This is a genomic window from Coleofasciculus sp. LEGE 07092, from assembly GCF_015207375.1.
Taxonomy (GTDB): domain Bacteria; phylum Cyanobacteriota; class Cyanobacteriia; order Cyanobacteriales; family Coleofasciculaceae; genus LEGE-07092.
Map to the genome: position 1 here is coordinate 1 of NZ_JADEWY010000173.1, position 11,699 is coordinate 11,699.

11 protein-coding genes are annotated in these 11,699 nt (G+C 46.6%); 7 read left to right on the top strand and 4 right to left on the bottom strand.

Annotated elements, in window-relative coordinates; all coding sequences use genetic code 11:
• Positions 1–52 precede the first annotated feature (52 nt).
• Positions 53–718, top strand: coding sequence for an L-threonylcarbamoyladenylate synthase (locus tag IQ257_RS26780; protein ID WP_193880246.1), 666 nt, complete (start codon positions 53–55; stop codon positions 716–718).
• A 286-nt stretch (positions 719–1,004) separates the two neighbouring features.
• Here the strand turns inward: IQ257_RS26780 and IQ257_RS30915 are convergent, their stop codons facing one another.
• Positions 1,005–1,133 carry a hypothetical protein gene (locus IQ257_RS30915; RefSeq protein ID WP_265584581.1) on the bottom strand — a complete coding sequence of 43 codons (129 nt, stop codon included), beginning with the start codon at positions 1,131–1,133 and terminating at the stop codon, positions 1,005–1,007.
• Here IQ257_RS30915 and IQ257_RS26785 point away from each other — a divergent pair.
• Both IQ257_RS26785 and IQ257_RS26790 read left to right on the top strand, forming a co-directional pair.
• On the top strand, positions 1,132–2,391 hold the full coding sequence (locus IQ257_RS26785; RefSeq protein WP_193880249.1) for a HetZ-related protein: 1,260 nt from the start codon (positions 1,132–1,134) through the stop codon (positions 2,389–2,391). The genes IQ257_RS30915 and IQ257_RS26785 overlap by 2 nt on opposite strands.
• 307 nt (positions 2,392–2,698) lie before the next feature.
• Positions 2,699–3,400 (top strand): PHP domain-containing protein, encoded by a 702-nt coding sequence (locus IQ257_RS26790; protein WP_193880252.1) that lies wholly within the window; start codon positions 2,699–2,701, stop codon positions 3,398–3,400.
• Between the two features lie 161 nt (positions 3,401–3,561).
• Here the strand turns inward: IQ257_RS26790 and IQ257_RS26795 are convergent, their stop codons facing one another.
• The gene (locus IQ257_RS26795) at positions 3,562–4,854 is read right to left on the bottom strand and encodes a HEAT repeat domain-containing protein (RefSeq protein WP_193880255.1); all 1,293 of its coding nucleotides are present in this window, start codon (positions 4,852–4,854) and stop codon (positions 3,562–3,564) included.
• 267 nt (positions 4,855–5,121) lie between these two features.
• A complete protein-coding gene (locus IQ257_RS26800; RefSeq protein ID WP_193880258.1) occupies positions 5,122–5,934 on the bottom strand; it encodes a pentapeptide repeat-containing protein in 813 nt (270 codons plus the stop codon).
• Between the two features lie 351 nt (positions 5,935–6,285).
• Between IQ257_RS26800 and ispF the strand changes: the two genes are divergently transcribed.
• Positions 6,286–6,765, top strand: a complete 480-nt coding sequence (ispF, locus tag IQ257_RS26805) for a 2-C-methyl-D-erythritol 2,4-cyclodiphosphate synthase (protein ID WP_193880261.1) — start codon at positions 6,286–6,288, stop codon at positions 6,763–6,765.
• Positions 6,766–6,914: 149 nt separating this feature from the next.
• Here the strand turns inward: ispF and IQ257_RS26810 are convergent, their stop codons facing one another.
• On the bottom strand, positions 6,915–8,927 hold the full coding sequence (locus IQ257_RS26810) for an FAD-dependent oxidoreductase (protein ID WP_193880264.1): 2,013 nt from the start codon (positions 8,925–8,927) through the stop codon (positions 6,915–6,917).
• Between the two features lie 259 nt (positions 8,928–9,186).
• Between IQ257_RS26810 and IQ257_RS26815 the strand changes: the two genes are divergently transcribed.
• The 3 genes from IQ257_RS26815 to IQ257_RS26825 all read left to right on the top strand — a co-directional run bounded on the left by IQ257_RS26815 (position 9,187) and on the right by IQ257_RS26825 (position 11,667).
• On the top strand, positions 9,187–9,831 hold the full coding sequence (locus IQ257_RS26815; protein ID WP_193880267.1) for a methyltransferase domain-containing protein: 645 nt from the start codon (positions 9,187–9,189) through the stop codon (positions 9,829–9,831).
• Between the two features lie 339 nt (positions 9,832–10,170).
• Positions 10,171–10,413, top strand: coding sequence for a hypothetical protein (locus tag IQ257_RS26820; RefSeq protein WP_193880270.1), 243 nt, complete (start codon positions 10,171–10,173; stop codon positions 10,411–10,413).
• Positions 10,414–10,614: 201 nt separating this feature from the next.
• Positions 10,615–11,667: a fatty acid desaturase gene (locus tag IQ257_RS26825; RefSeq protein WP_193933356.1), complete on the top strand. Its 1,053-nt coding sequence runs from the start codon at positions 10,615–10,617 to the stop codon at positions 11,665–11,667.
• The last annotated feature ends 32 nt before the right edge of the window (positions 11,668–11,699 follow it).

An 11,699-nucleotide genomic window follows, 5' to 3' on the forward strand; every position in this document is an offset into this window, starting at 1 on the left:
ATCAGGGACACTCTGTAGGATGATCTGACCGTTGGTAGAAGTTTTAATTTCTATGGCGACTATTTACTCTGTCCATCCGGAAACACCCCAAATGCGTCGAATAGAGAAAATAAGGAACGCTTTGCAAGATGGTGCAGTGATGTTATATCCCACTGATACTGTCTATGCAATTGGTTGCGACCTGAACGTAAAATCTGCAGTGGAACGGGTAAGGCGTCTGAAACAACTCTCTAATGACAAACCCTTAACATTTCTGTGTTCGTCTTTGTCAAATATTTCCCAATATGCCTGGGTGAATGACTCAGCTTATCGGATTATGAGGCGTTTGATTCCGGGTCCTTACACATTCTTACTGCCTGCAACCAAGTTAGTGCCGAAGCTGGTAATGAGTCCCAAACGCAAAACCAGTGGCATCCGAGTTCCTGCTCACCAGGTTTGTCATGCGCTGCTGAACGCTCTAGGAAATCCTATTATTTCCACCTCGGCTCACCTACCCGATGAAAATGCCAAACTTCCAACGGTTGGATTGGAACGAGCCAAACTATTCGACGAATTCGATAGTTTAGTGGACATCATTATTGATGATGAGGCAGAACCGGGGTTTGAAGTCTCAACCATTCTGGATTTGACGGGTGACGAACCCGTAGTTGTTCGGAAAGGGTTGGGATGGGAAGCGGTAAAGGCATGGGCGTTGCCCATTCGCCAAGGTTGGGAGTAAGGGTTTGGGTGATACCGATAGCTCCTTAATTGGAAATTTCACTCTGGAGGTTTGCCGTACAGAAAATCGGCTACAGCAGATGGATTGAGGTTTACGGACGATTGACTGTAAATCAACCCAGTTCGTTAATCGTCTACTGAAACCCACTCCAACTGTTGCAACTGTATGAGCCGTAAAAATGCCTTAAGCGCAGGGACAGCAAGGTTTACAGCCACTTGTTGTGCTGATAAACAAATACGGGTGCGAGGGTTCAACTCACGATTCTGATACAAGAGCAAACCAAAGACTAGAGATAGCGTTCTACATTCAAAGTGTAGACAGCCACAGAGCGCAGATAGGAGATAACCTCCACAACATTTTCTGAAGCTGGTGTCTGTATGTAATCCGTGACTGTAGTCTTTAGGGGCAATACCATGAACGTTAAAACTGCCAATTCTATCAATCAAAATTCTCAAAGCCACCTTCCCAATCCGGACATTTTCCTTGGAAATGAAACCCAGGCTTTGAGCGAGCTGGTGCTGGAGGAAATGTGCTCGGCGCTGAGTTCTGCTAACCGACTCGGCAAACCTAGCAGTGCTGCTGTATCAGTGGAATCGCTGCCTAGCCGCGCTCGGGCTGTAGCCAAACGGATCGAGCAAGAGGTAGAACGAATTTGTTCAAAGAGCGATCGCATCCAAACCTCTGGTCAAGTTCGCTCCTGGCAATTAACACTAGCACGTCACCGATTGAACAAGTGCTTATCCTACTACAAGTTGGGTTCCAAGCAAGGTCGCGTGGAGTTGCACAGCAACCTAAGTGTAATGGTGTACCGCCATGTGGCACAGCCTCAATCTCAGTTAAAGTTTTCGGGTCGTTACAACTTAATTGAGGACTTCTTGCAAGACTTTTACGCAGAGTCCCTCAAAGCATTTCGGCGGGAAAATCCTGTTGAGCCAGATTACACGCCTCGCACTCAGATCGAACTTGCAGAGTACATGGCATTTACTGAGCAATATGCCAAGCGGCGTATTACGTTGCCCAATCGCAGCAGTCAGCAGCTTATTGTCCTTAGAGCTCAAAGCTTTGCTAGACGCCAACCCAGCGAAACAGTGGTGGATATCGAGCAGGCAGTAGAATTTGCGAAGGGAGAAGATGCCCAGGAGCAAAGCCGTTTACCTGCCATCCAACAGGTACGAGCTCATCTAGTCGCCCAAACGACTGATCCCAGTGAGTCTGTATTACGCGATCGGGTTGTTTCAGAGCTAGTACAATACCTGGAGGAACATGGTCATACTGATTGTGCAGATTACCTCGTCTTAAAGCTGCAAGACCTTGCCGCCCCCGAAATCGATGAAATTTTGGGGCTGACTCCCCGCCAGCGCGACTACTTACAACAGCGCTTTAAGTACCATGTGGAAAAATTCTCTCGCTCGTCCCACTGGAAACTCGTACATCAGTGGTTAGGAGCAGACTTAGATCAAAAGTTGGGAATGTCGTCTGAGCAGTGGGAGGCTTTCTTTGCTGAACTTGATGAGCAACAGCAACAACTCTTGTCTCTCAAACAGGATCGCCAAAGTGATTTTGAAATTGCCAGAACTATCGGCTGCACACCCAAACAACTGCAAAAGCGCTGGACTCAGCTATTGGAACTAGCCTGGAAGATCCGCAATTCTGGAGGGGCAGTTGCCGAATAGGGCATTAGGAGTGAGAAATCTAAGACGAAGATACTTGAACCTGGCTCAATTCAATTATACCCCCTCAATCGCGGCATTTCTCCCCCTCTTACTCGTTCAGTTTAACTTGGTCAAGGGACATTCACCGCGATTGTATCCTCTTGCCTACCTTAGATGTTTTACGTGTAATACAATGCAGAAGGTGATTGCCACTAATCTTTTGCTAAGGTAGTGTTAAAAATTTGAAATTCTAACGATAGCACGTACCCAATTGAGGTTGAGGGTAGCATCACAACAATCCCACTCACATAATCTATAATAGGCAGTTATGGCGGTTAACCCAGCTTTGGCGTCACCTCAAGTAGCAGCACGAGATCGGGAAGCTCTCCGGCAGGTTTGGCAAAATCTTCAACCCGATAGTTGCCCTCGTTCCTACAACTTTCATCTGCATACCACTTGCTCTGATGGTAAGCTCAAACCTAAAGAGTTAATCGAACAAGCGATCGCTATCGGTTTAAAAGGCTTGGCTATCACAGACCATCATGCGATCGGTGGCTATAAAGTTGCTCAAAGCTGGCTGGAATACATTGAAAAATCATCATTTTCTGCTCCCTTTCCCCACCTCTGGAGCGGTGTGGAAATCACTGCCAAGCTCTTAGATATTGAAGTTCATATCCTAGGCTATGCCTTCGATCCAAGACATCCTAGCTTGCAGCATTATCTACAAGGCAACGCACCAAAACAGCACGAGGCTCGAGCTGCCACTGTCATTGATACCCTTCATCAAGCGGGAGGTTTAGCCGTCTTAGCTCACCCAGCTCGCTACCGGCGTTCAGCCGATGAATTGATTCCGGCAGCAGCCAAGTTGGGTATTGATGGCGTCGAAGCTTATTATGCCTACGCCAATCCCGATCCCTGGCAACCTAGTTCTAAGCAAACTCAGCAGGTGAAGCAATTGAGCGCCATTTACAATTTGCTCAATACCTGCGGCACAGATACCCATGGTTCCAACCTACTGCGGCGTTTGTAAGGCAGGTGGGTAAGGGGGAAGAGTATTGCTGCTCAACCTATAGCGTTTTCAAATCATTCATGAAACCAAAGGGAGGGAATAAGAACAATTTTTCCCTTGATAAGGGAGGATTAAAAAAATTCGGAAGGCTCTCCTCAAGCCAATGTTATACCAGCTTATACCTAACTTTTTAGGATAAATTTATTCAGAATATTATTTATAACTGACTCGACAGCATTGGCTTCGGTCAAGTTTCCTGCTTTGAGATTATTGTAATGGTGTTGCAGTAAATCAATATCCTGAGATTTCCAAGAGACAAGGCGGGTAACTACGGCTATTTTTTCGGCTAAATCGTTTTGGAGTCGGGGCAACTCCTGAGCATTTTCCCAGACTCTAATAAATACTTCCAGTGTTTTTTGACCCTCTTTGTTGTTGAGTTGCGTAGGCAGTTCTTGAGGATTACCTAACCATTTCATCAGGGTTTTCACGTCATCCGTACCACCACTCAGGAAATAGGTCAAAAATCGCCAGTATTCAAAGTATTTCTGCTTTATCTCATAGGCATTACTCAGGATAAGAATAACCTCATTTAACTCCAGTTTTCGGATATTGCCCAAGGTTGTTGCTGCATAGTGACGAGTTAAATAGTCAGTCTTTTCATTCTTGAGAAAATTGAGAATATCTGGAATGTATGGAGCGGCGGCTTCTCCCAAATTACCCAAAACTACCGCTACTGAGCCACGAACTTGTAAGTCAATGGTTTCATCCTTAAGAAGGCTGGCGATATCAGGAATGTATGGGACTATCACTTCCCTCATATTCCCCAAGCTTTCTGCTGCATCATAACGAGCATTTGGGTCAACGGTTTCATCTTGAAGAAAGTTGAGAATATCCGGAGTGTATGTTGCTCCTGCTTTCCCCATATTGCTTAAGGCTTCTGCTGCACCGAGGTGAACAAATAAGTTAAGGGTTTTATCTTTAAGGATGTTAGCGATATCAGGAGCATATTTAGCTCCGGCTTCCCCCAAATTGCCCAAGGCAGTTGCTGCATCACGGCGAAAAAAGGGGTCAAGGGTTTCATCCTTGATGATATTTAAGATATCAGGCACATATTTAGCCCCCGTCTCTCCCAAATTGCCCAAGGCTGCTGCTGCTGAACGACGAAAGAATTCTTCAACTGTGTCATCCTTGAGGAAGTTGGCAGCTTTTTGGGCAATATCCTCCGGTTTCTTCAGCATCGCTTTCAAGTCTTGCGGCTCGTATTCCGCTAATTTATAGAAACCAGCTTTCTTGACTTCGGGATAACTATCCTCGATGGCAGCGACGATCCCGTTAATCTGCCAATCTTGGGGTTTAGGCTTAGGTGGTTCTTGGGCACCAACCCAAGGGAGGGTTAGTAGGGGTGTCAGGAACAGGGTAAAGAGGAATAGGAAAAAGGGGGAGAGTTTTCTGATTTTAGAGATACGCTTAAACATAAACTACTCGCTGTCATAGACTTATTCAGCAAAGCTAAAATAAATGGTCGTACTCTCTCAGACAGCAACGGTGCAAAGGAATTTGTGAGATCGCGTTACCTGAGCAGCCAGACAACTTCATGCCCGTGATGCCGAACACTTTGCCGATGCGGTGAACCTAGCAAGAACCTTGCCCACCCATACAATAAAGTGATTTTGTATTAAGTGACAGCGAACTCAATACAAAATCAGGTACAGTATAGTTAATTTTATTTAAATAACCCCGACTTACCGATAAACCGTACCATCAGGTAAAGTCGCATTACTAAAATTAGCCCCTTCCTTTTTAGCTCCCACTACATCTACTTCTGCGCCTTCTAACTCAGCATCAGCAAAATTTGTCTGCTTGAGTTCTGCACCCCTCAAATCAGCATCATTCAAATCCGTTTTGCTCAAGTTGGCGTCTTGCAGGTTGGCATCTTTTAAATTTGCGCCCTCTAACTGCGCCTCAGTCAAATTAGCATTTCTGAGATTTGCACCGCTCAAGTCGGCACCTTTTAAATCCGCACCGCTCAAATTAGCACTGCTGATATCAACACCACTCAAGTTCACGCCAGCCAAATTTGCACGAGTACAATCTGCATTCCTAAAATTCTCATTGCGTAGGTCTTTCCCTTCAAAGTTTAGATTATTACACTTAAAGGATTCTCCCCCCACATTAACCTCACTAACCTGTATTGGATTCGTAATCGGTTCTACAGTTTCAACAGGTTCGTTAATGGCGGCATTAGTTGCAGCATTTCTAGGAAGCAGCCAGCCTGCAAACCCCAGTGCAATAAGAGCAGGTAATCCGATAGCAAGACCTAATAATAAAGGCTTAGAACGTTTAGTTTTATACAAAGAGGGTTGAGCTGACACCTGCTGTAATTGAAGTTGCTCAATGGCTTGTTGCACAAACTCTGGGGGGATTTTTGCTTCTGCCCCAGCTTCCATCAACTCTTTGACAGAATAACTCTGGTTGTGCTGGGCGTATAACTCAGCAGCGAGAGTAAAAACGTCTTGGGTTTTATCTTCAGGAATGCGAAAGTCTGAGCGGTTCATAGTCCAGTCGGAGTTAACTACAAGGGACAATTTAAAGACTGTTTTTCCGAGCCTAGTTATTCTATTCAGACAATGCCAGCCAAAATCCGGTTAGTGGTTTTTGCTAACAATCAAGGTTGGCAACAGATAGTTGTACTAGAAAACTCCCCATTACTATTGAGGATAGCTTGTTATTAGCTAAAAATGTGTTTTGAGGACGGATATACAGACGCGATCGCTAAAAATTTACTGTTTTTTTAAAAAAAGCTTGATTCTTAAAGACTCGATAAAGTTGATAGGCGTTTTACGGGACAGGCGGGACGACCATCCTACACTACAATAGACATCTCCAATAATTAACCTGAAAACCGAATGACTATTCGCATTGGTAACGGTTACGATATCCATCGGCTGAGTACAGGACGCCGTTTGATTTTGGGAGGTGTGGAGATACCCCACGAGTTAGGATTACTGGGTCATAGTGATGCTGATGCACTGACTCACGCGATAATGGACGCGATGCTAGGGGCTTTAAGTCTGGGAGATATTGGTCATTACTTCCCCCCCAGCGATCCCAAATGGGCGGGAGCAGATAGTTTAATGCTGCTGAGTCAAGTCAATCAACTTGTGCGATCGCACGGCTGGCAGATTGGTAACATAGACTCCGTGATCGTCGCAGAACGTCCCAAGCTCAAACCCCATATTAAGACGATGCGCGATCGCTTAAGTACCACTCTAGAATTACAACCTGATCAAATCGGTATCAAAGCAACCACCAACGAAAAATTAGGTCCGGTGGGACGAGAAGAGGGGATTGCGGCTTATGCTGTAGTCTTATTGATGGCTAACTGAGGAATAGGAAAGATATTTAACCAAAACTTAATTGGGGCTTGCTGAAAAAGTCTCCAGAAAACAACCGATAGATGAAACAGATGTAACAAATAAATTATTGAACTTATCAATAATCCATCCGCTACATCCGCTCTCATTACCCTTGGCACTTAACGCCACCCATCCCAATTCTCATTAAAAATTGAGGTATCTGGAAACGCTGTAGGATTATTATTCCGTTCTAACCGTCGCCTGAGAACCTGCAACTGCGGATCATGAGGCGGGAGTCCATCCACCAATTTGTAAGGCGCTATCCCCTTCTCCAACGCAAACGCCGCCGCCGTGCCAGCCCCTGCACCCGAGGACCATTCAAAAGAATGCACCCGATACGCCGCCGCTGCAATATGACTCGTAGCAATACTTTTACCTGCCACTAACATATTGTCAATTTTCTGGGGAATCATCGCCCGTAGGGGAATTTGGAACGGATACGCTTGTCCTGCTCCCTGACGCTCTCCCTCACGCTCCGTATTACCTGGAGCCTCCGGCGGGCCAAAGCTCATGCAGGGGTGAAAGTCGATCGCATAATGCCCAATTCCCAGAGAATCCGGATAAATCGTGGAACGACTGCGCCGCTTGACTTCTTCGGGAGATACCTTACCTTGAATCACCGGAATAGCTTCCCGTCCCGCCAAGGCAGTCCATAAGCTGCGGTACATTTGGGGCGGTAATGTTTGACGGTAATAATCCTCCCGGTAGTCGCGGCGAGACATATCGATTTCCCAAATAGTAAAGCCTTCGGGATAACCATAGGCAGGGCGTCCGATAATCCGCCGTCCTTCCCGCATATAGGGATACTTCGATAACCCATGTACTGTTCCCATGGGAGAATCTAACCCCGATAAAAAGCGGTTGTTGGGGTGGGGCTTCTTCGCTTCATCCCCCAGTTGAGAATCAGTAGTTCCAGCGACTAACCAATGGAAATAACCCTTGGAATGTTCCTCCGCCCTACGCAGGCTCTCAGTCCGCAAGCCACCCATCCAGCCACCAGGAGCTAGTTGACCTGTCGCTTCTAGTTGGTCGCGGGTATACACTAAATTATCTGCTTCAGTACCCGGACGGTAATCATTACCCCACGTCCAGTTTTGCATAGAGATGTCCCCTGGTGTGGGAACGGTGAAATTAATGCCGCCGAATTTAGTGGCTTCACCTTCATCGGGACTCCAAATGCGCCGATAGGTGAACACTAACCCAAAGTCGGCTAATCTCGGTAATTCATAACTGTAGTAGGGTTCATACTGAGGATAAAACGAGGGCATCTGGTGGGTTTGAGGTTCCTCAGTGGCTTCCATGGCAAAGGTGTAGGTAAACCCTTGGGTGCAATAAGGGTTGCCAGTAGCGCTAGAGGAGGACGGTTCTAAATGGGAGCGAGGATCGATACCCAGGCGGTAGGGAACGTTTGCTAAAGCAATCAGTTCTCCGGTTTCAGAAGCGTCAATCACATACCAATCTGGGGCAGTTCCCTGAGATTGGTTCTTGGGTACGAAACGAATAATCGTTTTATCAAAGCGGGGCGAATCGCCGTACTGATACCACTCTTCAATCGTTTGAGATAGGGGAAACGTGTTGAGGGGAGGCGCACCAGCAGCAGGTTCGTGCTGAATAGCGATCGCACTGGTAATCACATTCCCGGTTGCGTTATAGTCGAGTTCCTTAATAACAGTCGAAGGAAACCACTTCAGCGTCCCTTTACCCCGTTTTGCTGCATCCTTCAGTATATCCAACAAGATTTGGTGTGCATCACGGGGAAGAAAACAGGATTCGCTCACCCAGCAATCACCAGGATTGAGTTCGCCGTACTCGCGCTTGATTCGCTCCCGCAATTCTAGATAACCGCGAGGGTAAAACAAACGCGATCGCTGGGTGGGGCGTTCGTCGAGTGCCGACGTACCTTGAGAAGAAATCTGTCCCCCCACCCAGTCAGTAATCTCCGTCAGGCAAACGGTGTGTCCTGCCAGTAACGCTTCATAAGTTGCTGCTGCACCCGCCAGTCCACCACCAGCAACTAAGACTTCGCATTCTACCGTTTTATCAGGGGGGCTGGGGGGAGCGCTACGGGCAATGGGTATCAGAGAGGTTAGGGAAATCAAGCTCAGGGTGATGCAAAAGAGCGATCGCTTCATAGGTTGACAAAGGCAGTGCGTATCGTATGTTACCGTAGACCAGACTCTTGACGCTGCCATCACCCAAGAAGTTCATTCACCCAGAGAATTTTGATCGTGCGATCGCAAAAGTTCAGAAGTTCAGAATGTTGTGAGATGCTGGACTGACGCAGGAAGCCCGCCAAATCTAGGGGGAACAGATTTAGTACTTCCACAATCCCTTAACATTTCGCAATCTTTTTTACACTGAGAGATAGAACCCTAATCTCAGTTCATCACTATGCTGCTACGCCCTGAGCAACGTATCAAACTCGACGACACAGACGACACCCTATTTTACTCCTCCCCCCGCTTCGTCACCCATGTGGATGCAGGATTTCTCGACCAACTCACCCAACTGTATCGAGAACGGCTCAAACCCAATACCCGCATCCTGGATATGATGAGCAGTCACGTTTCTCACCTGCCCGAGGAGATAGAATTCGCTCACGTTGAAGCTCATGGCATGAATGAAAAGGAATTATCCCGCAATCCCCGCTTGAACCATTACTTCGTGCAAAACCTCAACAAAAATCCTCAATTGCCCCTACCCGATCAAGATTTTGATGCTGTTCTTAACTGTGTTTCTGTGCAGTACCTGCAATATCCCGATGCCGTGTTCTCTGAAATTCACCGTATCCTCAAACCCCGAGGCATCGCCATTATCAGCTTTTCCAACCGTATGTTTTTTCAAAAAGCGATCGCCGCATGGCGAGATGGCACCGAAGCGAGTCGTGTTGAACTCGTTAAGAGTTACTTCCAATCAGTACCTGGATTTGGTTCTCCAGAAGTCATCGCCCGTGCATCTTCCGTTCCCAGTTTCCTCCAGATGCTGGGTGTTGGCGGTGGCGATCCTTTCTATGCCGTCATTGCTCAACGCTTGTAGTCCGCAAGGGGGGCTTCCGCAGTGAACCCAGTGATGGTAATCTAAAATAACCTACCATCTCGTTTTCTAACCCCAGCGATCTCTCACGCTGGAGTTTTCTTAGAGTGAGCGATCGCTCTCATGAATCCTGCTTGTAACCAACATCACCCAATCGAAGTTGGTCGTATTTTGGCGGTATAGAGGTGGGTTAATGAGCGAAAGCCATGTTGTCGGAATTGATAAGTGTGTCTTTTGTTTAAGTCGATTATTTAGAAAATTAACAGATTTAAGTTAACTAAACTTGACATTCGAGATACAATGACCAAGTGGTGTGAGTAAGTAAAAATCTCTATATAACGAATGTCAAGTCGTTCATCCACTCTTCTAGATTCACCGAGCCGGATTAGTGCTTCCCCTTCAGGAACACAATCCCAAGCTGCTGCGACTAGCGATCGCCTGCTCCAATTGATGAAGTCTATTTACCAGACTGACCAACAAGTTAAGTATCTGCATTTGCAGGCGGAAGTCGATACCCTATTGCAGCGGCTGCAAATCCTCAAACAGCAACGGTTGACTTCAGTACCATCTGATGCTGACAACTAAGGGTAATCAAAATGTTGTCACTAGCCATGCTGTCTTTGCACCCTGGAAATCATTCCAAGGGTGCTAAGTTTTGCGACCATTGACTCAAATAACCAGGCATAGGGCAGGTTCTGCCTGTCAGTGATTAGCATCCTGGCAGGATGTTCGTGTCCCTAAATACTCAAAATTTCCATTACTCATCCAAGAAATTTCAATCATTTCATGACTGTATCGATTATTAAAGAACAAACCTCTAATCCAGCACCTGTAACTACCACTGATACCTTGCTTTTGAAAGATATTTTACGAATTTTACCTCGTGAGGTATTTATCAAAAACCGCCGCAAAGCTTGGACATTGCTGCTGGTGAATGTCTTACTCGTCAGTTTAGGTTATCTGGGTTTAGCGATCGCGCCTTGGTTTTGTTTACCCCCGCTATGGATTTTTACCGGTACAGCACTGACCGGTTTTTTTGTATTGGGACACGATTGCGGACACCGCTCGTTTGCCAATCGTCGCTGGGTGAATGACTTAGTGGGACATTTGATGTTTCTACCTCTCATTTATCCGTTCCATGGCTGGCGTATTCTCCATAATTACCATCACACTCACACCAACAAACTTGCCGTAGACAATGCATGGCAACCCTTTACAGCCGAGTTTTATACCAACCAAACCCGGTGGTTGCAATGGCTTTACCAGGGAATTAGAGGTCGATTTTGGTGGGTTGGTTCAATTGCACACTGGGCAGTTTTGCACTTTAACTGGACTAAGTTTGAAGGCAAACAACGCTCTCAGGTGAAGTTTTCAGCGTTAGTCGTACTCGGTTTTGCTGCAATTTTCTTTCCGTTACTCATTGCCACAACAGGGTTCTGGGGGCTGATCAAATTCTGGTTCATGCCTTGGATGGTTTACCACTTCTGGATGAGTACCTTTACCATCGTTCACCATACCGCACCCGACATTCCCTTCACCCCAGCCAACCAATGGAATGCGGCTGAGGCTCAACTCTTTGGCTCGGTTCACTGCGATTATCCCCGTTGGGTAGAATTCCTCTGCCACGACATCAACGTTCACATTCCCCATCACGTATCCACGGCGATTCCTTCCTACAATCTGCGGTTAGCTCATCGTGCTCTCAAGGAAAATTGGGGAGATAACTTGCGTGAGTGTCGTTTTTCTTGGTCGTTGATGAAGCAGATTACCGACCAATGTCATCTCTACAATTCAGAAGCTTGCTATCAGTCCTTTAAGGATTATCAAGCTCGGATTTGAGGCAGAGGGAGTGGGGGGGTGCTGGGGTGCTG

Bases quoted from the DNA above. Each gene is read 5' to 3' on its own strand.
- IQ257_RS26820 (WP_193880270.1), top strand. From the start codon at position 10,171: ATGTCAAGTCGTTCATCCACTCTTCTAGATTCACCGAGCCGGATTAGT.
- IQ257_RS26790 (WP_193880252.1), top strand. From the start codon at position 2,699: ATGGCGGTTAACCCAGCTTTGGCGTCACCTCAAGTAGCAGCACGAGAT.
- IQ257_RS26815 (WP_193880267.1), top strand. From the start codon at position 9,187: ATGCTGCTACGCCCTGAGCAACGTATCAAACTCGACGACACAGACGAC.
- IQ257_RS26800 (WP_193880258.1), bottom strand. From the start codon at position 5,934: ATGAACCGCTCAGACTTTCGCATTCCTGAAGATAAAACCCAAGACGTT.
- IQ257_RS26780 (WP_193880246.1), top strand. From the start codon at position 53: ATGGCGACTATTTACTCTGTCCATCCGGAAACACCCCAAATGCGTCGA.
- IQ257_RS30915 (WP_265584581.1), bottom strand. From the start codon at position 1,133: ATGGTATTGCCCCTAAAGACTACAGTCACGGATTACATACAGACACCA.
- IQ257_RS26795 (WP_193880255.1), bottom strand. From the start codon at position 4,854: ATGTTTAAGCGTATCTCTAAAATCAGAAAACTCTCCCCCTTTTTCCTA.
- IQ257_RS26785 (WP_193880249.1), top strand. From the start codon at position 1,132: ATGAACGTTAAAACTGCCAATTCTATCAATCAAAATTCTCAAAGCCAC.
- IQ257_RS26825 (WP_193933356.1), top strand. From the start codon at position 10,615: ATGACTGTATCGATTATTAAAGAACAAACCTCTAATCCAGCACCTGTA.
- IQ257_RS26810 (WP_193880264.1), bottom strand. From the start codon at position 8,927: ATGAAGCGATCGCTCTTTTGCATCACCCTGAGCTTGATTTCCCTAACC.
- ispF (WP_193880261.1), top strand. From the start codon at position 6,286: ATGACTATTCGCATTGGTAACGGTTACGATATCCATCGGCTGAGTACA.